The sequence below is a fragment of the Enterobacter sp. Res13-Sevr-PEC09-46 genome (assembly GCF_015672585.1).
In the GTDB taxonomy this organism is placed as follows: domain Bacteria; phylum Pseudomonadota; class Gammaproteobacteria; order Enterobacterales; family Enterobacteriaceae; genus Enterobacter; species Enterobacter hormaechei_C.
Genome location: NZ_JADABR010000018.1, coordinates 278,805 through 302,276 on the forward strand (window position 1 = coordinate 278,805; position 23,472 = coordinate 302,276).

The following is a 23,472-nucleotide window of genomic DNA, read 5'->3' on the forward strand; positions in this document are numbered from 1 at the left end:
TTAAGCTCGATTTAAAAAATTCATCGCAGTATAACGGAAAAAAAGCATGTTACAGGTATACCTTGTTCGCCACGGTGAAACGCAGTGGAACGCCGAGCGACGTATTCAAGGCCAGTCAGATAGTCCTCTCACCGACAAAGGTGTGCAGCAAGCATGGCAGGTGGCGGAGCGCGCCAGAACGCTGGGTATCACTCACGTCATCTCCAGTGATTTAGGCCGCACGCAGCAGACGGCACGCATCATCGCCGATGCCTGTGGCTGCGACGTGACCCTCGAACCGCGTCTGCGCGAGCTGGATATGGGCGTGCTGGAAAAACGTCCTATCGATACGCTGACGGAAACCGAAGAAGGCTGGCGCCGCACGCTGGTGAACGGCACTGAAGATGGTCGCATCCCTGAAGGGGAATCCATGCAGGAGCTGAGCGTGCGCATGCATGCCGCGCTGGCCGAGTGCCTGAAACTCCCGGCAGGTAGCCGACCGCTGCTGGTAAGCCACGGTATCGCGCTGGGTTGCCTGGTGAGCACCATTCTGGGACTGCCGGCTTACGCCGAGCGCCGTTTGCGTCTGCGCAACTGCTCCATTTCCCGTATCGACTATCAGGAAAGTGCCTGGCTGGCATCGGGGTGGGTGGTTGAGATGGCAGGGGACATTTCGCATCTTGATGCCCCTGCACTGGACGAATTGCAGCGTTAACGACGTACCGGAATCAGGAATTCCATACGCAGATTGATAGGGCCTTCTTCCGGTTTAGCATCTTGCGCCGGATAGTAGCGCTCAATGTCCTGACCTTTACGGCGATTCAGATTCAGCATCGGCATGCAGGTCCCGTAAACGGTCAGGATGAACTCCTGAACGCCCGTTCCTAAACCTTCGTATGAGAACATCACATACTCGCCGCCTTCCAGCACGACAGGCTTCGAGCCATGAATGTAACCGTTCGCCATGTCAGGCGTCAGCGCCGTGGTATAGAACACCTCCTGCTCGTCGTCTTTTTCCTGGCTGGGATGCGTTTCGTTCAGGCCATACAGAATCGGCGGGAGCGCCGGAGCATGGCTTAAAAATTCGCGCCAGAACTGAACGCGCATCTGATGGCGGAACTCGGAGATCTGCTCCAGGGAACAGGAGTAGCTCTGCGTGGTGCCGACCAGGTGCGTTTCCGGCAGGGTGATGATTTCATATTTTGGCATCGCAAACTCGCCCAGACGCAGCGGCGGACGCATACCAAAGGAGCTCCAGTCCGGCGAGCGGCGATAAAGTGCTGGCGTTAACGAGAACTGTTTTTTAAAGGCACGGGTGAAGGTTTGCTGTGAATCGAAGCGATATTGCAGGGCAATATCCAGGATTGGTCGCGCGGTCAGGCGCAACGCGACAGCAGACTTTGATAAACGACGTGCGCGAATATAGGCACCGATAGCATGACCGGTGACATCCTTGAACATCCTTTGCAGATGCCACTTGGAATAGCCTGCTTTTGCCGCCACATTATCCAGTGACAAAGGCTGGTCGAGATGACCTTCCAGCCAGGTGAGCAGGTCGCGAATAATTCCAGCCTGATCCATATACTATCCTCATCCTTAAAACTGCCGCAGGTGCCTGTTTACAGGTTAGCGGATAATAGCATTTTTTGACGTTTTAGCATTCAGTGTTTTTTTTGCGCATAAATGCTTTTTGTAGTGATTTATGTGCGGATATATTCTAATCCTGTGATCTTGCTACATTTTTATCTAACCTGTTGAATAATCGCTCAGCGTAATTTTTATGAATGGTAACAATATGAAATACAAGGTTTTAGTCTTTACAGCACTGGCGCTGATGGCAGGGCGCGTGGCACAGGCGGAGCAAATTGGCTCCGTGGATACTGTGTTTAAAATGTTTGGGCCGGACCACAAAATTGTGGTGGAAGCCTTTGACGATCCGGACGTTAAAAACGTCACCTGCTATGTCAGCCGGGCAAAGACCGGCGGGATTAAAGGCGGCCTGGGGCTGGCTGAAGACACGTCTGACGCGGCCATCTCCTGCCAGCAGGTTGGCCCGGTGGAATTGAGTGATAAAATCAAAAACGGCAAAGCGCAGGGCGACGTCGTATTCCAGAAACGGACCTCGCTGGTGTTCAAAAAGCTACAGGTGGTCCGTTTTTATGACGCGAAGCGTAACACCCTGGCTTATCTGGCTTATTCCGACAAAGTCGTGGACGGCTCACCGAAAAACGCGATAAGCGCGGTACCGATTATGCCGTGGCACTGATAAAAAAAACGGCGCAAATGCGCCGTTTTTTACTGCGTGACGGGAGAATTACTCCTGGAGGTCACCGCAGAAACGATAGCCTTCACCATGGATCGTGGCGATGATTTCCGGCGTATCCGGCGTAGATTCGAAGTGCTTACGAATACGACGGATGGTTACGTCAACGGTACGATCGTGTGGCTTCAACTCACGACCGGTCATTTTCTTCAGCAGTTCTGCACGGGACTGAATCTTGCCCGGGTTCTCGCAGAAGTGCAGCATCGCGCGGAATTCACTGCGCGGCAGTTTGTACTGCTCACCGTTCGGGCTAATCAGCGAACGGCTATTGATATCAAGTTCCCAGCCGTTGAATTTGTAGCTGTCGACGCTACGACGCTCTTCACTTACCGTACCCAGATTCATGGTGCGGGACAGCAGGTTGCGTGCACGAATGGTTAACTCGCGAGGGTTGAACGGCTTGGTGATGTAGTCATCCGCGCCGATTTCCAGACCAAGAATTTTATCAACCTCGTTGTCACGGCCCGTCAGGAACATCAACGCGACGTTCGCCTGTTCACGCAGTTCGCGCGCCAGAAGAAGCCCGTTTTTGCCCGGCAGGTTGATATCCATAATCACCAGGTTGATATCATTTTCAGAAAGGATCTGATGCATCTCTGCGCCATCGGTCGCTTCAAAGACATCGTAGCCTTCTGCTTCGAAAATGCTCTTTAACGTGTTGCGTGTTACCAACTCGTCTTCAACGATAAGAATGTGCGGGGTCTGCATGTTTGCTACCTAAATTGCCAACTAAATCGAAACAGGAAGTACAAAAGTCCCTGACCTGCCTGATGCATGTCGCAAATTAACATGATCGGCTTAACGTGACTAAAGTACGTAATTGCGTTCTTGATGCACTTTCCATCAACGTCAACAACATCATTAGCTTGGTCGTGGGTACTTTCCCTTTGGACCCGACAGTGTCAAAAACGGCTGTCATCCTAACCATTTTAACAGCAACATAACAGGCTAAGTGACACCGGACACCCAATAAAACTACGCTTCGTTGACATATATCAAGTTCAATTGTAGCACGTTAACAGTTTGATGAAATCATCGTAGCTGAATGCTAGCCTTTGTCACAATTTTTCAATAAACCAACTAGTTGCGGACATTGATTGATAAACGGTACGAATCCAATCAGAAAAGAGTATTCATATGGTCATTATCATTACAAAACATAAGGATAATGGACTTCTGTTAACATTCTAACTGATTGTTCAGCCACAAAATAGTTTAGCTTTTTTTAATTGTTATGAAACGCTATTTCGGTGATTTGTGTTGCAAAATTGTAAATTCGTGCTGCGTAATATGTTGAACTGAATCACATTTTTACCTGCTAACTGATTAAAAAGAGAGCGTAAATGCATCTGTCGATTGTGCTGGTGGCACCAGCAAGAGCTGAAAATATTGGCGCTGCGGCGCGTGCCATGAAGACTATGGGTTTTACCGATTTGCGTATTGTGGACAGCACGGCGCATCTGGAGCCTGCTGCGCGCTGGGTGGCGCACGGTTCGGGTGATATTCTCGATAATATAACCACTTACGCTACGCTCGCCGACGCACTCCACGATATTTCGTTTACCGTCGCGACGACCGCGCGCAGCCGGGCGAAGTTTCACTATTACGCCACGCCTGCTGAACTGGTGCCGATGCTGGAAGAGAAAAGCCAGTGGCTGGAGAAAGCCGCGCTGGTGTTTGGGCGAGAAGATTCCGGGCTGACTAACGAAGAGCTGGAGCTGGCTGACGTGCTGACGGGCGCGCCGATGGTGGCGGATTATCCGTCACTCAATCTGGGGCAGGCGGTGATGGTCTATTGCTATCAATTAGCATCCTTAATACAAATTTCTCAGCCACCGGTGACAGTTTCGGATGAAAACCAGCTGGCGGCACTGCGTGTTCGTGCAGGTAACCTTCTTGAGCAGTTGGGCGTCGCTGACGATCAAAAAATGGTGGACTGGTTACAGCAGCGCCTGGGGCGTCTTGAGCAGCGCGACACGGCAATGCTGCACCGATTGCTTCATGATATTGAAAAAAAATTAGCCGAGTAAAATAGTGTCATAGGTTTTTATTATGGCCGATCCTGCTGATGTCTGGGGTTGCATCTGGGGTATTCCGATGAAAATAAATCTGCCCGCAGCGGGACGTGAGAATGTCCCGAATTGTGATCGAATTAAAAATTCATTGACTTAAGGGGCTCGATCCTTTAACCCTAAAAGAATAGAGCACAGACAGATAATAATGACAGAGTACACAACATCCATGAAACGCATCAGCATCACCACCATTACTACAACCATCATCATTACCACAGGTAACGATGCGGGCTGACGCGTACAGGAAAAACAGAAAAAAGCCCGCACCTGAACAGTGCGGGCTTTTTTTTCGGCTAAAGGAAATGAGGTAGAACCATGCGAGTGTTGAAGTTCGGCGGTACGTCAGTGGCAAATGCAGAACGTTTTCTGCGTGTTGCCGATATCCTGGAAAGCAACGCCAGGCAGGGGCAGGTTGCCACCGTGCTCTCTGCCCCGGCCAAAATCACGAACCACCTGGTGGCGATGATTGAAAAAACCATCGGTGGTCAGGATGCACTACCGAACATCAGCGACGCCGAGCGTATCTTTGCCGATCTGCTTCAGGGGCTGGCCGACGCCCAGCCTGGTTTCCCGCTGGCGCAGCTGAAAAGCACCGTTGAACTTGAATTTGCCCAGATTAAACACGTTCTTCACGGTATCAGCCTGCTTGGTCAGTGTCCGGACAGCATCAACGCGGCGCTGATTTGCCGGGGTGAAAAACTCTCTATCGCCATCATGGCAGGCGTGCTGGAAGCGCGCGGTCACCACGTGACGGTCATCGATCCGGTTGAAAAACTGCTGGCTGTGGGCCACTACCTTGAATCCACCGTCGACATTGCCGAGTCGACACGCCGTATTGCGGCGAGCAAAATCCCGTCTGACCATATGATCCTGATGGCAGGCTTTACCGCCGGTAACGAGAAGGGCGAACTGGTGGTGCTGGGGCGTAACGGCTCTGACTACTCCGCTGCCGTGCTGGCGGCCTGTTTACGCGCAGACTGTTGTGAGATCTGGACTGACGTCGACGGCGTTTATACCTGCGATCCGCGCCAGGTACCGGACGCCAGGCTGCTGAAGTCGATGTCGTACCAGGAAGCGATGGAGCTATCCTACTTCGGCGCTAAAGTTCTTCACCCGCGTACCATCTCCCCGATTGCCCAGTTCCAAATCCCTTGCCTGATTAAGAATACCGGTAACCCCCAGGCGCCGGGCACGCTGATTGGCGCCAGCGCGGATGAAGATGACCTGCCGGTGAAAGGCATCTCCAACCTCAACAATATGGCGATGTTCAGCGTCTCCGGCCCGGGGATGAAGGGCATGGTCGGCATGGCGGCACGCGTCTTTGCCGCTATGTCCCGCAACGGGATCTCCGTGGTGCTGATCACGCAGTCTTCTTCCGAATACAGCATCAGCTTCTGCGTTCCGCAGGGTGATTGCCTGCGTGCCCGTCGCGCGCTGGAAGAAGAGTTCTATCTGGAGCTGAAAGAAGAGCTGCTGGAGCCGCTCTCGATTCAGGAACGTCTGGCGATTATCTCTGTGGTCGGCGACGGCATGCGCACCCTGCGCGGTATCTCCGCCAAATTCTTTGCCGCGCTGGCCCGGGCTAATATCAATATCGTGGCGATTGCCCAGGGCTCATCAGAGCGTTCCATTTCCGTTGTCGTGGATAACGATGACGCCACTACCGGCGTGCGCGTGGTGCATCAGATGCTGTTCAACACCGACCAGGTGATTGAGCTGTTCCTGGTGGGCGTCGGTGGTGTCGGTGGCGCGCTGCTGGAGCAGGTGAAGCGCCAGCAGGAGTGGCTTAAGAAGAAACATATCGATCTGCGCGTCTGCGGCATTGCGAACTCGAAAGCGTTGCTGACTAACGTCCACGGTCTGAATCTGGAAAACTGGCAGGCGGAGCTGGAAGAGGCGAAAGAGCCATTTAACCTGGGCCGCCTGATCCGCCTGGTGAAAGAATATCACCTGCTTAACCCGGTGATTGTTGACTGTACCTCCAGCCAGGCGGTGGCCGATCAGTACGCCGACTTCCTGCGCGAAGGTTTCCACGTGGTGACGCCAAACAAAAAGGCCAACACCTCGTCGATGGATTACTATCACCAGCTGCGGCTGGCGGCGAGTAAGTCGCGCCGTAAGTTTCTGTATGACACCAACGTGGGCGCGGGCCTGCCGGTCATCGAGAACCTGCAAAACCTGCTCAACGCGGGCGACGAACTACAGCGTTTCTCCGGCATCCTCTCCGGCTCCCTGTCGTTTATCTTCGGCAAGCTGGACGAAGGGATGAGCTTGTCGGAAGCCACCCGCGCCGCGCGCGAGCTGGGCTACACCGAGCCGGATCCGCGCGACGACCTCTCCGGCATGGACGTGGCGCGTAAGCTGCTGATCCTGGCGCGCGAAACTGGCCGCGAGCTGGAGCTTTCGGATATCGTGATTGAGCCGGTGCTGCCAGCAGAATTTGATGACAGCGGTGACGTCAGCGCCTTTATGGCCAGGTTGCCGCAGCTTGACGACGCCTTTGCCGCACGCGTTGCGAAAGCCCGTGATGAAGGTAAGGTATTGCGCTATGTTGGCAACATTGAAGAAGACGGCGTCTGCCGGGTGAAGATTGCCGAAGTGGATGGCAACGATCCGCTGTACAAGGTGAAAAACGGCGAGAACGCCCTGGCGTTCTACAGCCATTATTATCAGCCACTGCCGCTGGTGCTTCGCGGCTATGGCGCAGGGAATGATGTGACGGCGGCAGGCGTGTTTGCCGATCTGCTGCGTACCCTGTCATGGAAGTTAGGAGTTTAAGATGGTTAAAGTATATGCCCCGGCTTCCAGCGCCAATATGAGCGTCGGATTTGACGTGCTGGGCGCGGCGGTCACGCCGGTGGACGGTTCGCTGCTGGGCGATACGGTTACGGTTGAGGCGGCAGAGCGCTTCAGCCTGAATAACATCGGCCGCTTCGCCAGTAAGCTGCCGTCTGAACCGCGCGAGAATATCGTTTATCAGTGCTGGGAACGCTTCTGTCAGGAGATCGGCAAAAACGTGCCGGTCGCCATGACGCTGGAAAAGAGCATGCCGATTGGTTCGGGGCTGGGCTCGAGCGCCTGCTCGGTGGTCGCCGCGCTGGTGGCGATGAATGAGCATTGCGGCAAGCCGCTGAACAACAGCCGTCTGCTGGCGCTGATGGGCGAGCTGGAAGGGCGCATCTCCGGCAGCATTCATTATGATAACGTGGCGCCGTGCTTCCTTGGCGGCATGCAGCTGATGATTGAAGAAAATGGCATCATCAGCCAGCAGGTGCCAGGGTTTGATGAGTGGCTGTGGGTGCTGGCCTATCCGGGCATTAAAGTGTCTACCGCCGAAGCGCGTGCGATCCTGCCGGCGCAGTATCGTCGTCAGGACTGTATCGCCCACGGGCGTCATCTGGCGGGCTTTATTCACGCCTGCTACACCCGTCAGCCGCAGCTGGCGGCAAAACTGATGAAAGACGTCATTGCCGAGCCGTATCGCACGAAGCTGCTGCCGGGCTTTAACGAAGCGCGACAGGCATCCATGGATATCGGCGCACAGGCGTGCGGCATCTCCGGCTCCGGCCCGACGCTGTTCGCCTTATGCGACAAGCCAGACACCGCGCAGCGCGTGGCGGACTGGCTCTCTAAACACTACCTGCAAAATCAGGAAGGCTTTGTTCATATTTGCCGTCTGGACACGGCTGGCGCACGAGTACTGGGATAACGAATGAAACTCTACAACCTTAAAGATCATAACGAGCAGGTCAGCTTCGCGCAGGCGGTAACGCAGGGGCTTGGCAAAAATCAGGGGCTGTTCTTCCCCCACGACCTGCCGGAATTTCAGCTGACCGAAATCGATGAGCTGCTGAAGCAGGACTTTGTCACCCGCAGCACCAAAATTCTGTCTGCCTTTATCGGCGACGAAATCCCGCAGGAGCTGCTCGAAGAACGCGTGCGTGCGGCGTTTGCTTTCCCGGCGCCGGTGAAGCAGGTGGAGCCTGACGTTGGTTGTCTGGAGCTGTTCCACGGTCCGACGCTGGCGTTCAAAGATTTCGGCGGTCGCTTTATGGCGCAGATGCTGACCCACATCAGCGGCGACAAACCGGTGACCATTCTTACCGCGACTTCAGGCGATACCGGGGCGGCGGTGGCCCATGCGTTCTACGGCCTGAAAAACGTCCGCGTGGTGATCCTCTATCCGAAAGGCAAAATCAGCCCGCTTCAGGAAAAACTGTTCTGCACCCTTGGGGGCAACATTGAAACCGTGGCGATCGACGGCGATTTCGATGCCTGTCAGGCGCTAGTGAAGCAGGCCTTCGATGACGAAGAGCTGAAGGCGGCGCTGGGGCTGAACTCTGCCAACTCCATCAACATCAGCCGTCTTCTGGCGCAGATCTGCTACTACTTCGAAGCGGTGGCGCAGCTGCCGCAGGACGCGCGCAATCAGCTGGTGGTTTCCGTGCCAAGTGGGAACTTCGGCGACCTGACGGCAGGCCTGCTGGCGAAATCACTCGGCCTGCCGGTGAAGCGCTTTATCGCCGCCACCAACGCCAACGACACCGTGCCGCGTTTCCTGAAGGACGGAAAATGGGCGCCGAACGCGACTCAGGCCACGCTCTCCAATGCGATGGATGTGTCACAGCCTAACAACTGGCCGCGTGTGGAAGAGCTGTTCCGCCGTAAGGTCTGGCGTCTGGGCGATCTGGGTTACGCAGCGGTGACGGACGAAACCACTAAAGCCACCATGCGCGAGCTGAAAGCGGTGGGCTATACCTCTGAGCCGCACGCGGCGATTGCCTATCGTGCCCTGCGCGATCAGCTTCAACCGGGTGAGTATGGCCTGTTCCTCGGCACCGCCCATCCGGCCAAGTTCAAAGAGAGCGTGGAAGCGATCTTGGGGGAAACGCTGCCGCTGCCAAAAGAGCTGGCCGATCGCGCCGACCTGCCGCTGCTGTCTCATGAGCTGCCCGCAGACTTTGCCGCGCTGCGTAAGCTGATGATGGCCCGAGCGTGATTGTGCTGCCCGGTGGCGGCTACGCCTTACCGGGCCTACAACGGCTCAGAACGTAGGCCGGGTAAGGCGAAGCCGCCACCCGGCTTTTTTATGGAGAAATTAAGGAGAAAAACAGCAGGAAAAAAGCAGAAATTCCCAATAAATGCGGTCACTTAGCGTTTAGGATTGCAGAGGATAACATCCCCCGTCCCCATCACGTACTCTCCTTACATCGGCCCACGTTGGGCAAGAAGAATAAGGAGTCACCTATGTCTACACTGAAACCTGCACTTATCGCGCTTTCACTGATGCTGGTCGCTCCCATGGCGGTGCAGGCAGCTGAGATCACCCTCGTGCCAGCGGTAAAACTGCAAATTGGCGATCGGGATAATAACGGGCACTACTGGGATGGCGGCCGCTGGCGCGACCATGACTGGTGGAAAGCGCACTATGACTGGCGCGATAACCACTGGCGTCCGCACGATGAACATCGCGATCGTGACGATCACCACCGTCATGACGATCGTCGCCCGGGCCCGGACCGGAAGCACCATTAACACAAACCCCGCCAGCTGGCGGGGTTGTCTTTTATTGCTCGTGACGCTTAAACACCAGCTCGTTTTTTCCTGACGATGCCTCGTCGAAGAAATACCCTTCACTGTTAAAGCCGGTGAGCTGCTCTGGCTTCGTCAGGCGGTTTTGAATGATGAAGCGGCTCATCAGACCGCGCGCTTTTTTGGCGTAGAAGCTGATCACTTTAAATTTGCCGTTTTTCTCGTCGAGGAACACCGGCTTGATAATGTCCGCATCCAGCTTTTTCGGTTTCACCGATTTGAAGTACTCATCAGAGGCCAGGTTGATCACCACGTTGTCCCCCTGGGCTTGCAGCGCCGCGTTAAGCTTGTCGGTAATGACATCGCCCCAGAACTGGTACAGATCTTTGCCTTTGGCGTTTTCCAGGCGGATACCCATCTCCAGACGATACGGCTGCATCAGATCCAGCGGTCGCAGCACCCCGTACAGGCCGGATAACATGCGCAGATGCAGCTGGGCAAAATCGAAATCGGCTTCGCTAAACGTTTCTGCTTGCAGGCCAGTGTAGACGTCACCTTTGAAGGCCAACAGCGCCTGGCGGGCGTTGGCGGGCGTGAAGTCAGGCTGCCACTCATGAAAACGGGTGGCATTCAGGTCGGCGAGTTTATCGCTGATGCTCATCAGCGAAGCGATTTGCGGAGCCGAAAGCTTACGCGCCTCGTGGATCAGCTGTTGCGAGTAGTCCAGCAATTCCGGCTGGGTATAACGCTCAGTGGCGAGCGGGCTCTGGTAGTCGAGCGTTTTGGCAGGTGAAATCAGAATCAGCATATCCAGTCCTTGCAGGAAATTTAGAGCGACTTTAACAAAAAATCGCCCTGAATTGATCGATAGCTGTTATTGCCGCGGCAAATCATCCCAGGTGCCAGGGGCAATTTGTGACTCGATTTCGGGATAGCGTGAGGCGTCAAAGACGGGCTGTACGCCGAGCTTGCGCTGACGCAGATAATCGCGCGCGATCAGCGCCACAACCGGTGAAAGCAGCAAAATGGCCGTCAGGTTCGTGATGGCCATCAGCGCCATAATGACGTCCGCTATTTGCCAGATCATCGGCATGCTGAGCAGGCAACCTACAAACACCATCGCCAGCACGCCCGCGCGAAGGATGTTGCGGGCCAGACGCGAGTCAACTTTCAGGAAGATAAGGTTGTTTTCGGCATAGATATAGTTCACCGCAATGGAACTAAAGGCAAAAAGTCCCACGACAAGTGCGACAAGGCCCGCGCCCCAGCCGCCGACGAGGGAGACCAGCGCCTGTTGTACCCAATGAATGCCTGCCGTACTACCGGACGGTTGTTCAGCGGCACCGGCCAGCAGCATTATCATCGCGCTGGCGGAGCAGATAACAATGGTGTCTGTGAAGACGCCAATCATCTGTACAATGCCCTGCGCGGCGGGATGTGGGGGCCAGGATGCGGCCGCTGCGGCGGCATTCGGCGTGGAGCCCATTCCCGCTTCGTTGGAGAACATACCCCGCTGAAAACCCGCAGTGAGTGCCTGGCTAAGGGTGTAACCCAGCGCGCCGGAAGCCGCTTCGCGCCAGCCGAACGCGCTTTGGAAAATGGTGACGATGACGTTCGGCACCTCATCGATATGTATCGCGCATACCATCAGGCTGGTGGACACCCACAGCAGCGCCATCAGCGGAACCAGCCACTGCATCAGGCGGGCAACCCCTTTGAGCCCGGTCACAATGGTCAGCAGGGTGAGAAGGGCAAGCGCGCCGCCTGTCAGCCACTCCGGACAATTGAAGGCAAAGCGCAGCGCGTGGGCGACGGAATTTGCCTGAACGGTATTGAAAATAAGGCCATAGGCAATCAGCAAAAAGATCGAGAACAGAACGCCCATCCAGCGCATTCCCAGCCCGCGAGCCATATACCAGGCGGGACCGCCGCGAAACTGACCTTTGCCGTCTTTTTCTTTGTAGAGTTGCGCAAGCGAGCATTCAGCAAAGGAGGTGGCCATACCGATAATCGCCGTCACCCACATCCAGAATACTGCGCCCGGACCGCCCGCGCCGATCGCCAGCGCGACACCGGCCAGGTTACCGCTGCCGACGCGCGCGGCCAGGCTGGTACAGAGCGCCTGAAACGAGGTCAGGCCGCCCGGCTGTGGGGTGACGCTGTTTTTCAGACTTCTGCCAAATTTGCGGATATAGCGAAACTGAATCAGACCGCTGCGCCACGTAAACCAGATACCTGCTCCTGAAAGCAGGTATATCATGATCGAACCCCAGAGGACTTCGTTGATAAAGAAAAAGAAATCAGGCACTAACGTCCCTCTTGTTGATGCCAAAGTGAATATGTAAGCGCTACCACTGATTGTGCATGCTGTTACTTAGCAGCCTGTTAATATTCTGAGTTTATCATACTCTGCCTAAGCGCACTGTCTGCGGTTGCGCTGCCTCTCACTCGTGTTATCATCAGGGCAGACCGGTTACATCCCCCTAACAAGTAAACCTGTCATTTTTCCGCTGCTGGCAAGCTGTCGGTAGTGTGAATTATCCAGGGCACGTTAAAAGAGAAACACTATCATGACGGATAAATTGACCTCCCTTCGTCAGTTCACCACTGTCGTCGCTGACACCGGAGATATCGCGGCAATGAAGCTGTACCAGCCGCAGGATGCCACAACCAACCCTTCTCTGATCCTTAACGCCGCGCAGATCCCTGAGTATCGCAAACTGATCGACGAGGCGGTGACCTGGGCAAAAGCACAGAGCAATGACCGCGCGCAGCAGGTTGTGGATGCTACTGACAAACTGGCAGTGAACATCGGTCTGGAAATCCTGAAGCTCGTTCCTGGCCGTATCTCTACCGAAGTTGATGCTCGCCTGTCCTACGACACCGAAGCGTCTATCGCAAAAGCAAAACGCCTGATCAAACTGTACAACGATGCGGGCATCAGCAATGACCGTATCCTGATCAAACTGGCGTCTACCTGGCAGGGCATCCGCGCTGCTGAGCAGCTGGAAAAAGAAGGCATCAACTGTAACCTGACTCTGCTGTTCTCCTTCGCGCAGGCGCGTGCATGTGCCGAAGCTGGCGTATACCTGATTTCTCCGTTCGTGGGCCGTATTCTGGACTGGTACAAAGCCAACACCGACAAGAAAGAGTACGCGGCGTCTGAAGATCCAGGCGTGATTTCAGTGACTGAAATCTACGAATACTACAAACAGCACGGCTATGAGACCGTTGTTATGGGCGCAAGCTTCCGTAACGTCGGCGAAATCATTGAGCTGGCTGGCTGTGACCGCCTGACCATCGCTCCTGCGCTGCTGAAAGAGCTGGCAGAAAGCGAAGGTGCTATCGAGCGTAAACTGTCCTACACCGGCGAAGTGAAAGCACGCCCTGAGCGCATCACCGAGTCCGAGTTCCTGTGGCAGCACAACCAGGATCCAATGGCCGTAGATAAACTGGCGGACGGTATCCGTAAGTTTGCTATCGACCAGGAAAAACTGGAAAAAATGATCGGCGACCTGCTGTAATCATTCTGCGTGACCGGGTTCCCGGTCACGCGTCTTTCCCCCGCCTCTGTCTGAATTTTCTCTCTGCGTGTATCATTCCCTTTAATCAGTACTTTTTGAATGGAATGGATATGAATACCTTACGCATCGGCTTAGTGTCGATTTCTGACCGCGCCTCCAGCGGTGTTTATCAGGATAAAGGCATCCCTGCTCTGGAAGAGTGGCTGGGCAGCGCGCTCACTACCCCGTTTGAGATCCAGACTCGCCTGATCCCGGACGAGCAACCGATCATCGAGCAAACCCTGTGTGAACTGGTGGATGAGATGAGCTGCCACCTGGTGCTGACGACGGGCGGAACCGGCCCCGCGCGCCGCGATGTAACGCCGGACGCGACGCTGGCTATCGCCGATCGTGAAATGCCGGGCTTCGGTGAGCAGATGCGCCAGATCAGTCTACACTTTGTCCCGACGGCCATTCTTTCCCGTCAGGTCGGGGTGATCCGCAAACAGGCGCTGATCCTGAACCTGCCGGGGCAGCCGAAGTCGATAAAAGAAACGTTGGAAGGGGTAAAAGCCGAGGACGGCAGCGTTATCGTCCACGGTATCTTTGCAAGTGTACCGTATTGTATACAACTGCTTGACGGTCCGTATGTGGAAACTGACGGCAATGTGGTAGCAGCATTTCGCCCTAAAAGCGCTCGCCGCGAAACAATCTCCTGAAATTCTTTAAAATGTGACATTAGCGCCAGCCGCGGTAGCGTGTAAATGGATTTACGATATAGTAATTTTTTCTTTACGATTGCTGTAAAAAATAATCCACAACACATGCACAATGGTTCGCTATGTCACATAACACCCGACCTCTGAATCGACAGGACTACAAAACCCTCACGCTCGCTGCCCTGGGCGGCGCGCTGGAGTTTTACGACTTCATCATCTTTGTCTTCTTCGCCGCCGTTGTGGGGGCGCTGTTTTTCCCGGCGGATATTCCGGAATGGCTGCGTCAGGTACAAACCTTCGGCATTTTCGCTGCCGGCTATCTGGCGCGTCCGCTGGGCGGCATTGTCATGGCGCACTTTGGCGATCTGGTCGGGCGCAAGAAGATGTTTACCCTCAGCATCCTGCTTATGGCCGTGCCGACGCTGGCGATTGGGCTTTTTCCTACCTATGAGTCGATGGGCATTATCGCCCCGTTATTGCTGCTGCTGATGCGTATTCTCCAGGGCGCGGCCATCGGCGGGGAAGTGCCGGGCGCCTGGGTGTTTGTCGCTGAACACGTCCCGGTGCGCCGCATCGGCATTGCGTGCGGAACGCTGACCGCAGGGCTGACGATCGGGATCCTGCTTGGCTCCGTGGTTGCAACCATCATCAATACCAGCATGACGCAACAGGCCGTTCACGACTGGGGCTGGCGTATACCGTTCCTGCTGGGCGGGGCGTTTGGGCTGGTGGCAATGTACCTGCGACGCTGGTTGCAAGAGACGCCAATATTTCTGGAAATGCAGCAGCGGAAGGCGCTGGCGCAAGAACTGCCGGTGAAAACCGTAGTAGTGCGGCATAAAAAAGCGGTAATGGTGTCGATGCTTCTGACCTGGCTGCTGTCTGCGGGGATCGTGGTGGTCATTTTGATGTCGCCGGTCTGGCTGCAAAAACAGTACGGTTTTGCGCCTGCCGTGACGTTACAGGCGAACAGTATCGCGACAATTATGCTCTGCTTTGGTTGTCTGGCCGCCGGGCTGGCGGCGGATCGTTTCGGCGCAAGCGCGACCTTTATTGTCGGCAGTTTGCTTCTGGCCGCGTCGAGCTGGGCATTTTATCATCTTGCGGGCACCCATCCTGAACAGCTGTTCCTGCTGTACGGTGTCGTCGGGCTGTGCGTGGGCGTCGTTGGCGCCGTACCGTACGTAATGGTCCGCGCCTTCCCGCCGGAGGTACGCTTCACTGGGATCTCTTTCTCTTATAATGTCTCGTATGCCATTTTCGGTGGGCTGACCCCGATTGTGGTGACGGTGTTGATGGGGGTGTCACCCCTTGCACCTGCGTGGTACGTGCTGGCGTTATCGCTGATGGGACTGGTTTTGGGGGTGTGGCTTCGCCAGTCAGAGGGACGTCGTGCCCGCGACGCGGGCACGACAGAGGGATCAGTGTTTTTCACCAATAGGTAGAATGGTGCGGTCGAACTGCTCGTTCAGCACTTCACCCATGGCCAGGTAGATTGCGCTTGCGCCGCAAACCAGACCTACCCAGCCGGCAACGTGAACGATGCCTTCGTTATCCGCCAGGTGACCGATGGCCAGCAGAGCGAACAGTACGGTCAGGCTCAGGAAGACGAATTGCAGTGCGCGGTTCGCCTTAAGGGTACCGAAGAACATGAACAGGGTGAACACGCCCCACAGTCCCAGGTACACGCCCAGGAAATGGGCGTTTGCCGCCTCTGCCAGGCCCATTTTAGGCATCAGCAGAATTGCGACCAGAGTCAGCCAGAAGGAACCGTAAGAGGTAAAGGCGGTTAAGCCGAAGGTGTTGCCTTTCTTATATTCCAGCAGGCCCGCAAAGATCTGTGCGATACCGCCGTAAAAAATGCCCATCGCCAGGATAATGCCGTCCATCGGGAACATCCCGATATTGTGCAGGTTCAGCAGAATGGTGGTCATGCCAAAACCCATCAGGCCCAGCGGAGCCGGATTAGCCAACTTAGTGTTGCCCATAAGTCCTCAAAAAAATCATCATTAATATGGTGAAATGGTTAAACCCGCGCCAGTTCTACCTGACGGGGCGCGGCATCATAATGGGCGGCATCGACGCCGTCTATGATCTCACCGGGGTGAAATTAAAAAATTTTTTATCCTTCCCCCTTGATGGATGCTGTTGTGACCCCATCTTGTAAGCAACCGCAGTGTGTGGACCTGAAAAAAATCAAATCTGGGCAGTTGAAAAAGCACGTTCTGCCCTTATTACAGGTACACAACCACATGTTGACTGAATTTTTAGTGGAGACGTTTAGATGGGTAAAATTATTGGTATCGACCTGGGTACTACCAACTCTTGTGTAGCGATTATGGATGGCACTACTGCACGTGTGCTGGAGAACGCCGAGGGCGATCGCACCACGCCTTCTATCATTGCTTATACCCAGGATGGTGAAACTCTGGTTGGTCAGCCGGCTAAACGTCAGGCCGTGACAAACCCGCAAAACACCCTGTTTGCGATCAAACGCCTGATTGGCCGCCGCTTCCAGGACGAAGAAGTTCAGCGTGACGTTTCCATCATGCCTTACAAAATCATCGCAGCCGATAACGGCGATGCATGGCTTGATGTGAAAGGCACCAAAACGGCACCTCCGCAGATCTCTGCTGAAGTGCTGAAGAAAATGAAGAAAACCGCGGAAGATTACCTGGGTGAACCGGTAACTGAAGCTGTTATCACCGTACCTGCTTACTTCAACGATGCTCAGCGTCAGGCAACCAAAGATGCTGGCCGTATCGCAGGTCTGGAAGTAAAACGTATCATCAACGAACCAACCGCAGCAGCACTGGCTTACGGTCTGGATAAAGAAGTCGGCAACCGTACTATCGCGGTTTACGACCTGGGTGGTGGTACCTTCGATATCTCTATTATCGAAATCGACGATGTTGACGGCGAAAAAACCTTCGAAGTTCTGGCAACCAACGGTGATACCCACCTGGGTGGTGAAGACTTCGATACCCGTCTGATCAACTACCTCGTTGACGAGTTCAAGAAAGATCAGGGCATTGACCTGCGTAACGACCCGCTGGCCATGCAGCGACTGAAAGAAGCCGCTGAGAAAGCGAAGATCGAGCTGTCTTCCGCTCAGCAGACCGACGTGAACCTGCCGTACATCACCGCAGACGCGACCGGTCCAAAACACATGAACATCAAAGTGACCCGTGCGAAACTGGAAAGCCTGGTAGAAGACCTGGTGAACCGTTCTATCGAGCCACTGAAAGTTGCATTGCAGGACGCTGGCCTGTCCGTGTCTGACATTCAGGACGTTATCCTGGTAGGTGGTCAGACTCGTATGCCAATGGTTCAGAAGAAAGTTGCTGAATTCTTTGGTAAAGAGCCACGTAAAGACGTGAACCCGGACGAAGCGGTTGCTATCGGTGCTGCGGTTCAGGGTGGTGTTCTGACGGGTGAAGTAAAAGACGTACTGCTGCTGGACGTTACCCCGCTGTCTCTGGGTATCGAAACCATGGGTGGCGTGATGACTCCGCTCATCAACAAAAACACCACTATCCCGACGAAACACAGCCAGGTGTTCTCTACCGCTGAAGACAACCAGTCTGCGGTAACCATCCATGTGATTCAGGGTGAGCGTAAGCGCGCGGCGGATAACAAATCTCTGGGTCAGTTCAACCTGGACGGTATTAACCCGGCACCACGCGGCATGCCACAGATCGAAGTCACCTTCGACATCGATGCTGACGGTATCCTGCACGTGTCTGCGAAAGACAAAAACAGCGGTAAAGAGCAGAAGATCACCATCAAGGCATCTTCTGGCCTGAACGAAGCGGAAATCGAAAAAATGGTTCGTGATGCCGAAGCTAACGCGGAATCCGACCGTAAGTTCGAAGAGCTGGTTCAGACCCGTAACCAGGGTGACCATCTGCTGCACAGCACCCGTAAGCAGGTTGAAGAAGCGGGCGATAAACTGCCAGCGGAAGACAAAACTGCGATCGAAACTGCACTGAGCGCGCTGGAAACGTCTCTGAAAGGCGAAGACAAAGCGGACATCGAAGCGAAGATGCAGGAGCTGGCACAGGTTTCTCAGAAGCTGATGGAAATCGCTCAGCAGCAGCACGCACAGCAGCAGGCGGGCGCTGAGGCTTCCCAGAACAACGCGAAAGACGACGATGTTGTCGACGCTGAGTTCGAAGAAGTGAAAGACAAAAAATAATCGCCCTGATGCAGGGTAAGTAATCGGCACGGGCGTAGGAGAATCCTCCACGCCCGTGCTCGCATGTTAAGGGGCTTAAAAAAACCAATGGCAAAGCAAGACTATTACGAGATTTTAGGCGTTCCGAAAACTGCGGAAGAGCGTGAAATCAAAAAGGCGTATAAGCGCCTGGCCATGAAATTCCACCCTGACCGTAATCAGGGTGACAAAGAGGCTGAAGCCAAATTTAAAGAGATTAAAGAAGCCTACGAAGTCCTGACCGATGCACAAAAACGTGCGGCCTATGACCAGTATGGTCACGCGGCCTTTGAACAGGGCGGCATGGGCGGCGGTGGATTTGGTGGCGGCGGCTTCGGCGGCGGCGCTGATTTCAGCGATATCTTTGGTGATGTATTTGGCGATATCTTCGGCGGCGGACGTGGTCGTCAGCGCGCGGCGCGCGGCGCAGACCTGCGCTACAACATGGAGCTGACGCTTGAAGAAGCGGTTCGCGGCGTCACCAAAGAGATCCGTATTCCGACGCTGGAAGAGTGTGACGTTTGCCACGGCAGCGGCGCGAAAGCGGGGACTCAGCCACAGACCTGCCCAACCTGTCACGGTTCCGGTCAGGTGCAGATGCGCCAGGGCTTCTTCGCGGTGCAGCAGGCCTGTCCGCACTGTCATGGTCGCGGTACGCTGATTAAAGATCCGTGCACCAAATGCCACGGTCACGGTCGCGTGGAGAAAACCAAAACGCTGTCCGTTAAGATCCCGGCAGGCGTGGATACAGGCGACCGCATCCGTCTGGCAGGTGAGGGTGAAGCCGGCGAGCACGGCGCACCGGCAGGCGATCTGTACGTTCAGGTTCAGGTGAAGCAGCACGCCATCTTCGAGCGTGAAGGTAACAACCTGTACTGTGAAGTGCCGATCAACTTTGCGATGGCGGCGCTGGGTGGCGAAATCGAAGTGCCGACGCTGGACGGTCGCGTTAACCTGAAAATCCCTGGCGAAACCCAGACCGGGAAGCTGTTCCGCATGCGCGGCAAAGGCGTTAAATCCGTTCGCGGTGGCGCGCAGGGTGACCTGTTATGCCGCGTGGTCGTGGAAACGCCGGTCGGCCTGAACGATAAGCAGAAACAGCTGCTGAAAGAGCTTCAGGAAAGCTTTGGCGGCCCGACGGGTGAGAAAAACAGCCCGCGCTCCAAAAGCTTCTTCGATGGCGTCAAAAAATTCTTCGACGATTTAACCCGCTAACCCGCCAGCTGGTTACTATCCTTTAAAGCCCGGAAGCGATTCCGGGCTTTTTGTTTATAGCGTTATTCCTCGGTTAAACTGAATATATACCCAATATTAATCTGTTTTTACCGATCTGTTTGCGCTGATATTATGGTTTTACCGAGGTATTGTTGTAAAAGAGAGTTTAAACGTGAAATTACTACACCGTTTCTTTAGCAGTGAGGCATCCGGCGGCGTCATCCTGATTATTGCTGCTGCGGCCGCCATGCTGCTCGCCAATATGGGCATGACGCGCGATCTCTATCACGCATTTCTGGAAACGCCCGTCGAGCTGAAAGTCGGGGCGCTGGAAATTAACAAGAACATGCTGCTGTGGATCAACGATGCGCTGATGGCGGTGTTCTTCCTGCTGGTGGGTCTGGAGGTTAAACGTGAGCTGGTGATCGGTTCGCTTGCCAGCCGTCAGCGCGCGGCGTTTCCGGTGATCGCGGCGATTGGCGGGATGATCGTTCCGGCGTTGCTCTTTCTCGCGTTTGCGTGGCAGGATCCGGTTGCGCGTGACGGCTGGGCGATCCCGGCCGCAACGGATATCGCGTTTGCGCTCGGGGTCTTAGCCTTGCTCGGTAGCCGCGTCCCGGTAGCACTGAAAATTTTCCTGATGGCGCTGGCGATTATCGATGATCTGGGCGCTATCGTGATTATCGCGCTGTTCTACACCAGCGATCTGTCGGTTCTGTCGCTGAGCGTGGCGGCCGTGGCTATTGTGGTGCTGGCCTTGCTGAACGTCTTCAACGTCCGACGTACGGGTATTTATATTCTGGTGGGCATGGTGCTGTGGACGGCGGTGCTGAAGTCTGGCGTGCATGCCACGCTGGCGGGCGTCATCGTTGGCTTCTTTATTCCACTGAAGGAGCAGGACGGCAAATCGCCTGCCAGACAGCTGGAGCATGTGCTTCATCCGTGGGTGGGCTTTATGATCCTGCCGCTGTTTGCGTTTGCCAACGCGGGTGTTTCCCTGGCCGGGGTTACCCTGGACGGACTCACCTCCGTGCTGCCGCTGGGTATCATCGCCGGTCTGTTTATCGGTAAGCCGCTGGGTATCAGCCTGTTCTGCTGGCTGGCGCTGAAGCTGAAGCTGGCGTCATTGCCAAACGGGACCACCTTTAGCCAGATTATGGCCGTCGGCGTGCTGTGCGGTATTGGATTCACCATGTCGATCTTTATCTCGACGCTGGCGTTTGGCGCAAACGCGCCTGAGCTTATCGTCTGGGCAAAACTCGGCATTCTCATCGGGTCATTACTGGCCGCAGTCATTGGTTATACCTTGTTGAAGGTGAAATTGTCCGGACAGGCTGTCCAGGCATAACGGAAAACCGGGAGGAGGGGGCTCCTTCTCCCGATACACACTCAGGGAGAGAACACGCGATGTCTCATTTGAATTACAACCATCTTTATTACTTCTGGCACGTTTATAAACAGGGCTCGGTCGTGGGGGCGGCAGAAGCGCTTTACCTGACGCCACAAACCATTACCGGGCAAATCAAAGCCCTGGAAGAGCGGTTACAGGGCAAGTTGTTCAAGCGCAAGGGCCGTGGGATTGAGCCCAGTGAGTTGGGCGAGCTGGTGTTCCGCTATGCGGATAAAATGTTCACCCTGAGTCAGGAGATGCTGGACATCGTCAACTACCGCAAAGAGTCGAACCTGCTTTTTGACGTGGGTGTGGCGGATGCGCTGTCGAAACGGCTGGTGAGCGGCGTACTGGATGCGGCGGTGGTAGAAGACGAGCAAATCCACCTGCGCTGCTTTGAATCCACTCACGAGATGCTGCTGGAACAGCTGAGCCAGCATAAGCTGGATATGATTATTTCGGATTGCCCTATCGATTCCACGCAGCAGGAAGGCTTGTTCTCGGTGAAAATTGGCGAATGCGGCGTCAGTTTCTGGTGCATCAATCCGCCACCGGAAAAACCGTTTCCTGCCTGCCTGGAAGAGCGCCGCTTGCTGGTGCCGGGTCGGAGGTCCATGCTCGGACGGAAGCTGCTGAACTGGTTTAACTCGCAGGGGCTGAACGTAGAAATTCTCGGTGAGTTCGACGATGCGGCGCTGATGAAAGCCTTTGGCGAAGCGCATAACGCTATCTTCGTTGCTCCGACGCTGTACGCGCACGATCTCTATTCAGACGACAAAATAACCGAGATCGGCAGGGTGGATAACGTGATGGAAGAGTATCACGCCATATTCGCCGAAAGGATGATTCAGCACCCGGCGGTGCAGCGAATCTGCAATCGCGACTATTCGGCGCTTTTTACGCCGCCGGCAATCTGAAGACATAAAAAAACCCGCGTTAAGCGGGTTCTTTCAAACAAGCAACAACAAGTGGCGATTAAGCCAGTTTGTTGATCTGCGCGGTCAGGTTTGCTTTATGACGCGCTGCTTTGTTTTTGTGGATCAGACCTTTAGCAGCCTGACGATCCACGATTGGTTGCATTTCGTTAAATGCGTTCTGCGCTGCAGCTTTGTCGCCAGCTTCGATAGCTGCGTATACTTTCTTGATGAAAGTACGCATCATAGAGCGACGGCTTGCATTGTGCTTACGAGCCTTTTCAGACTGAACGGCACGTTTCTTAGCTGATTTGATATTAGCCAAGGTCCAACTCCCAAATATGATCTATGTGGACAATTCAAAGGCCGAGGAATATGCCCTCTATACCTTCTTTTGTCAATGGATTTGTGCAAATAAGCGCCGTTAATGTGGCGACGCTACGTTACGTAGTGATGGCGCAGGATTCTACCAGCTTGTCGTTCGTGAATACAGCTTTTCGGCGTAAAAATCGCAGTTCGCGGACAGATTTTTTTGCTGCGAAAGGTCAGCGTGATGAAATCATACGGCTTTCTGTTTAGCGTGAACAATCGCCGGTTAACCTTAACCGCTGTACAAGGTATACTTTGGCGATTTTCACTGTTTTGAGCCAGTCATGAAGCTGATACGCGGCATACATAATCTCAGTCAAGCCCCGCACGGGTGCGTGCTGACCATTGGTAATTTCGACGGCGTGCATCGTGGGCATCAGGCGCTGTTGCAGGGATTGCGTAAAGAAGGCGAGGCGCGAGGCCTGCCCGTCGTGGTGATGATTTTCGAGCCTCAGCCGCTGGAGCTGTTTGCAGGCGAGAAATCCCCCGCGCGGCTGACGCGTCTGCGTGAGAAGTTACGCTACCTGGCGGAGTCAGGGGTGGACTACGTCCTGTGCGTAAGGTTCGACCGTCGTTTTGCCGCGCTGACCGCACAAAATTTTGTCAGCGACCTGTTGGTCAGGCAGCTTGGCGTGCAGTTTCTCGCCGTGGGCGATGATTTCCGCTTTGGCGCTGGTCGTCAGGGCGATTTCTTGTTATTACAGAAGGCTGGCCTGGAGTACGGGTTTGACGTCACCAGCACGATGACCTTCTGTGAGGGCGGCGTGCGCGTCAGCAGCACGGCGGTACGTCAGGCGCTGGCGAACGATGAACTGGACACGGCAGAAACGCTGCTGGGTCACCCGTTCACAATTTCAGGTCGCGTGGTCCATGGCGATGCGCTGGGCCGCACGATAGGTTTCCCGACGGCGAATATACCGCTGCGTCGTCAGGTCTCCCCGGTTAAAGGGGTCTATGCGGTGGAAGTGGCAGGACTGGGCGAGAAGCCTTTCTACGGCGTCGCCAACATTGGCACACGTCCAACGGTTGCCGGTGTGCGTCAACAGTTAGAAGTACACCTGCTGGACGTTGTAATGGACCTGTATGGTCGCCATATAGATGTGATACTGCGTAAAAAAATACGCAATGAACAGCGATTCGCTTCGCTGGATGAACTTAAAGCGCAAATCGCGCGAGATGAATTAACGGCCCGCGAGTTTTTTGGGCTTTAGAACCGGCTTAACTGCCTACGTGATAA

Annotated in this window: 23 protein-coding genes, 1 pseudogene and 1 other annotated feature; of the genes and pseudogenes, 18 read left to right on the forward strand and 6 right to left on the reverse strand. The window is 54.9% G+C overall.

Going from position 1 to position 23,472, the window contains the following annotated elements:
- Positions 1 to 46: 46 nt before the first annotated feature.
- Positions 47 to 694 (forward strand): 2,3-diphosphoglycerate-dependent phosphoglycerate mutase GpmB, encoded by a 648-nt coding sequence (gene gpmB, locus IMQ56_RS12990; RefSeq protein ID WP_006810187.1) that lies wholly within the window; start codon positions 47 to 49, stop codon positions 692 to 694.
- Here gpmB and robA read toward each other — a convergent pair.
- Complete coding sequence (robA, locus tag IMQ56_RS12995; protein WP_015572620.1) at positions 691 to 1,560, reverse strand: MDR efflux pump AcrAB transcriptional activator RobA; 870 nt, start codon at positions 1,558 to 1,560, stop codon at positions 691 to 693. The genes gpmB and robA overlap by 4 nt on opposite strands.
- 214 nt (positions 1,561 to 1,774) lie before the next feature.
- On the opposite strand from robA, the gene creA reads away from it, so the two are divergent.
- Complete coding sequence (gene creA / locus IMQ56_RS13000; protein WP_032103047.1) at positions 1,775 to 2,245, forward strand: protein CreA; 471 nt, start codon at positions 1,775 to 1,777, stop codon at positions 2,243 to 2,245.
- A gap of 48 nt (positions 2,246 to 2,293) precedes the next feature.
- On the opposite strand, the gene arcA is transcribed toward creA, so the two are convergent.
- Complete coding sequence (gene arcA / locus IMQ56_RS13005; protein ID WP_003856501.1) at positions 2,294 to 3,010, reverse strand: two-component system response regulator ArcA; 717 nt, start codon at positions 3,008 to 3,010, stop codon at positions 2,294 to 2,296.
- A gap of 95 nt (positions 3,011 to 3,105) precedes the next feature.
- Here arcA and yjjY point away from each other — a divergent pair, with 95 nt between their 5' ends.
- The 7 genes from yjjY to IMQ56_RS13040 all read left to right on the forward strand — a co-directional run bounded on the left by yjjY (position 3,106) and on the right by IMQ56_RS13040 (position 9,912).
- Positions 3,106 to 3,246, forward strand: coding sequence for a protein YjjY (gene yjjY, locus IMQ56_RS13010; protein ID WP_001541509.1), 141 nt, complete (start codon positions 3,106 to 3,108; stop codon positions 3,244 to 3,246).
- Positions 3,247 to 3,645: 399 nt separating this feature from the next.
- Complete coding sequence (locus tag IMQ56_RS13015; protein ID WP_196064048.1) at positions 3,646 to 4,332, forward strand: tRNA/rRNA methyltransferase; 687 nt, start codon at positions 3,646 to 3,648, stop codon at positions 4,330 to 4,332.
- Positions 4,333 to 4,543: 211 nt separating this feature from the next.
- On the forward strand, positions 4,544 to 4,612 hold the full coding sequence (gene thrL, locus IMQ56_RS13020; RefSeq protein ID WP_015572623.1) for a thr operon leader peptide: 69 nt from the start codon (positions 4,544 to 4,546) through the stop codon (positions 4,610 to 4,612).
- Positions 4,551 to 4,668, forward strand: a sequence feature (Thr leader region). Its footprint overlaps the gene before it by 62 nt.
- Positions 4,669 to 4,692: 24 nt before the next feature.
- Positions 4,693 to 7,155 carry a bifunctional aspartate kinase/homoserine dehydrogenase I gene (gene thrA / locus IMQ56_RS13025; protein ID WP_023295899.1) on the forward strand — a complete coding sequence of 821 codons (2,463 nt, stop codon included), beginning with the start codon at positions 4,693 to 4,695 and terminating at the stop codon, positions 7,153 to 7,155.
- Between the two features lies 1 nt (position 7,156).
- Positions 7,157 to 8,086 carry a homoserine kinase gene (thrB, locus tag IMQ56_RS13030; RefSeq protein WP_022650380.1) on the forward strand — a complete coding sequence of 310 codons (930 nt, stop codon included), beginning with the start codon at positions 7,157 to 7,159 and terminating at the stop codon, positions 8,084 to 8,086.
- A gap of 3 nt (positions 8,087 to 8,089) precedes the next feature.
- Positions 8,090 to 9,376, forward strand: coding sequence for a threonine synthase (gene thrC / locus IMQ56_RS13035; protein ID WP_017694545.1), 1,287 nt, complete (start codon positions 8,090 to 8,092; stop codon positions 9,374 to 9,376).
- 248 nt (positions 9,377 to 9,624) lie between these two features.
- Positions 9,625 to 9,912 carry a DUF2502 domain-containing protein gene (locus IMQ56_RS13040; protein ID WP_015572627.1) on the forward strand — a complete coding sequence of 96 codons (288 nt, stop codon included), beginning with the start codon at positions 9,625 to 9,627 and terminating at the stop codon, positions 9,910 to 9,912.
- Between the two features lie 31 nt (positions 9,913 to 9,943).
- Here IMQ56_RS13040 and yaaA read toward each other — a convergent pair whose 3' ends face one another.
- Together yaaA and IMQ56_RS13050 are read right to left on the reverse strand one after the other, a co-directional pair.
- Positions 9,944 to 10,717 (reverse strand): peroxide stress protein YaaA, encoded by a 774-nt coding sequence (gene yaaA / locus IMQ56_RS13045; protein ID WP_015572628.1) that lies wholly within the window; start codon positions 10,715 to 10,717, stop codon positions 9,944 to 9,946.
- A 66-nt stretch (positions 10,718 to 10,783) separates the two neighbouring features.
- On the reverse strand, positions 10,784 to 12,217 hold the full coding sequence (locus IMQ56_RS13050) for a sodium:alanine symporter family protein (protein ID WP_017383821.1): 1,434 nt from the start codon (positions 12,215 to 12,217) through the stop codon (positions 10,784 to 10,786).
- A 262-nt stretch (positions 12,218 to 12,479) separates the two neighbouring features.
- On the opposite strand from IMQ56_RS13050, the gene tal reads away from it, so the two are divergent.
- The 3 genes from tal (at position 12,480) to IMQ56_RS13065 (ending at position 15,576) form a co-directional block, all read left to right on the forward strand.
- Positions 12,480 to 13,433 carry a transaldolase gene (tal, locus tag IMQ56_RS13055; protein WP_003856481.1) on the forward strand — a complete coding sequence of 318 codons (954 nt, stop codon included), beginning with the start codon at positions 12,480 to 12,482 and terminating at the stop codon, positions 13,431 to 13,433.
- A gap of 110 nt (positions 13,434 to 13,543) precedes the next feature.
- Entirely contained in the window at positions 13,544 to 14,131 is a 588-nt protein-coding gene (gene mog / locus IMQ56_RS13060) for a molybdopterin adenylyltransferase (protein WP_017383820.1), read from the forward strand.
- A gap of 122 nt (positions 14,132 to 14,253) precedes the next feature.
- The gene (locus IMQ56_RS13065; protein ID WP_196064049.1) at positions 14,254 to 15,576 is read left to right on the forward strand and encodes an MFS transporter; all 1,323 of its coding nucleotides are present in this window, start codon (positions 14,254 to 14,256) and stop codon (positions 15,574 to 15,576) included.
- Here IMQ56_RS13065 and satP read toward each other — a convergent pair.
- A complete protein-coding gene (gene satP, locus IMQ56_RS13070; RefSeq protein ID WP_003856474.1) occupies positions 15,553 to 16,119 on the reverse strand; it encodes an acetate uptake transporter in 567 nt (188 codons plus the stop codon). The two genes, IMQ56_RS13065 and satP, sit on opposite strands and share 24 nt — an antisense overlap.
- Before the next feature lie 296 nt (positions 16,120 to 16,415).
- Here satP and dnaK point away from each other — a divergent pair, with 296 nt between their 5' ends.
- The 4 genes from dnaK (at position 16,416) to nhaR (ending at position 21,869) form a co-directional block, all read left to right on the forward strand.
- A complete protein-coding gene (gene dnaK, locus IMQ56_RS13075; protein WP_017383818.1) occupies positions 16,416 to 18,329 on the forward strand; it encodes a molecular chaperone DnaK in 1,914 nt (637 codons plus the stop codon).
- A gap of 87 nt (positions 18,330 to 18,416) precedes the next feature.
- On the forward strand, positions 18,417 to 19,562 hold the full coding sequence (gene dnaJ, locus IMQ56_RS13080) for a molecular chaperone DnaJ (RefSeq protein WP_014830600.1): 1,146 nt from the start codon (positions 18,417 to 18,419) through the stop codon (positions 19,560 to 19,562).
- Between the two features lie 172 nt (positions 19,563 to 19,734).
- Complete coding sequence (gene nhaA, locus IMQ56_RS13085; RefSeq protein ID WP_017383817.1) at positions 19,735 to 20,910, forward strand: Na+/H+ antiporter NhaA; 1,176 nt, start codon at positions 19,735 to 19,737, stop codon at positions 20,908 to 20,910.
- 59 nt (positions 20,911 to 20,969) lie between these two features.
- Positions 20,970 to 21,869, forward strand: a complete 900-nt coding sequence (nhaR, locus tag IMQ56_RS13090) for a transcriptional activator NhaR (protein WP_003856462.1) — start codon at positions 20,970 to 20,972, stop codon at positions 21,867 to 21,869.
- A 58-nt stretch (positions 21,870 to 21,927) separates the two neighbouring features.
- Here the strand turns inward: nhaR and rpsT are convergent, their stop codons facing one another.
- On the reverse strand, positions 21,928 to 22,191 hold the full coding sequence (gene rpsT / locus IMQ56_RS13095) for a 30S ribosomal protein S20 (protein WP_003856458.1): 264 nt from the start codon (positions 22,189 to 22,191) through the stop codon (positions 21,928 to 21,930).
- 115 nt (positions 22,192 to 22,306) lie between these two features.
- Between rpsT and IMQ56_RS23015 the strand changes: the two are divergent.
- Positions 22,307 to 22,512: pseudogene (locus IMQ56_RS23015) on the forward strand (DUF2575 domain-containing protein); the annotation flags it as partial.
- Between the two features lie 7 nt (positions 22,513 to 22,519).
- Positions 22,520 to 23,446: a bifunctional riboflavin kinase/FAD synthetase gene (gene ribF / locus IMQ56_RS13100; RefSeq protein WP_003856456.1), complete on the forward strand. Its 927-nt coding sequence runs from the start codon at positions 22,520 to 22,522 to the stop codon at positions 23,444 to 23,446.
- Positions 23,447 to 23,472 lie beyond the last annotated feature (26 nt).

Excerpts from the sequence above, each read along its gene's own strand:
- mog (WP_017383820.1), top strand. The coding sequence starts at position 13,544 with ATGAATACCTTACGCATCGGCTTAGTGTCGATTTCTGACCGCGCCTCC.
- gpmB (WP_006810187.1), top strand. The coding sequence starts at position 47 with ATGTTACAGGTATACCTTGTTCGCCACGGTGAAACGCAGTGGAACGCC.
- dnaK (WP_017383818.1), top strand. The coding sequence starts at position 16,416 with ATGGGTAAAATTATTGGTATCGACCTGGGTACTACCAACTCTTGTGTA.
- IMQ56_RS13015 (WP_196064048.1), top strand. The coding sequence starts at position 3,646 with ATGCATCTGTCGATTGTGCTGGTGGCACCAGCAAGAGCTGAAAATATT.
- dnaJ (WP_014830600.1), top strand. The coding sequence starts at position 18,417 with ATGGCAAAGCAAGACTATTACGAGATTTTAGGCGTTCCGAAAACTGCG.
- creA (WP_032103047.1), top strand. The coding sequence starts at position 1,775 with ATGAAATACAAGGTTTTAGTCTTTACAGCACTGGCGCTGATGGCAGGG.
- IMQ56_RS13065 (WP_196064049.1), top strand. The coding sequence starts at position 14,254 with ATGTCACATAACACCCGACCTCTGAATCGACAGGACTACAAAACCCTC.
- satP (WP_003856474.1), bottom strand. The coding sequence starts at position 16,119 with ATGGGCAACACTAAGTTGGCTAATCCGGCTCCGCTGGGCCTGATGGGT.
- ribF (WP_003856456.1), top strand. The coding sequence starts at position 22,520 with ATGAAGCTGATACGCGGCATACATAATCTCAGTCAAGCCCCGCACGGG.
- robA (WP_015572620.1), bottom strand. The coding sequence starts at position 1,560 with ATGGATCAGGCTGGAATTATTCGCGACCTGCTCACCTGGCTGGAAGGT.
- yaaA (WP_015572628.1), bottom strand. The coding sequence starts at position 10,717 with ATGCTGATTCTGATTTCACCTGCCAAAACGCTCGACTACCAGAGCCCG.
- nhaR (WP_003856462.1), top strand. The coding sequence starts at position 20,970 with ATGTCTCATTTGAATTACAACCATCTTTATTACTTCTGGCACGTTTAT.
- thrC (WP_017694545.1), top strand. The coding sequence starts at position 8,090 with ATGAAACTCTACAACCTTAAAGATCATAACGAGCAGGTCAGCTTCGCG.
- tal (WP_003856481.1), top strand. The coding sequence starts at position 12,480 with ATGACGGATAAATTGACCTCCCTTCGTCAGTTCACCACTGTCGTCGCT.
- arcA (WP_003856501.1), bottom strand. The coding sequence starts at position 3,010 with ATGCAGACCCCGCACATTCTTATCGTTGAAGACGAGTTGGTAACACGC.
- thrB (WP_022650380.1), top strand. The coding sequence starts at position 7,157 with ATGGTTAAAGTATATGCCCCGGCTTCCAGCGCCAATATGAGCGTCGGA.
- IMQ56_RS13040 (WP_015572627.1), top strand. The coding sequence starts at position 9,625 with ATGTCTACACTGAAACCTGCACTTATCGCGCTTTCACTGATGCTGGTC.
- thrA (WP_023295899.1), top strand. The coding sequence starts at position 4,693 with ATGCGAGTGTTGAAGTTCGGCGGTACGTCAGTGGCAAATGCAGAACGT.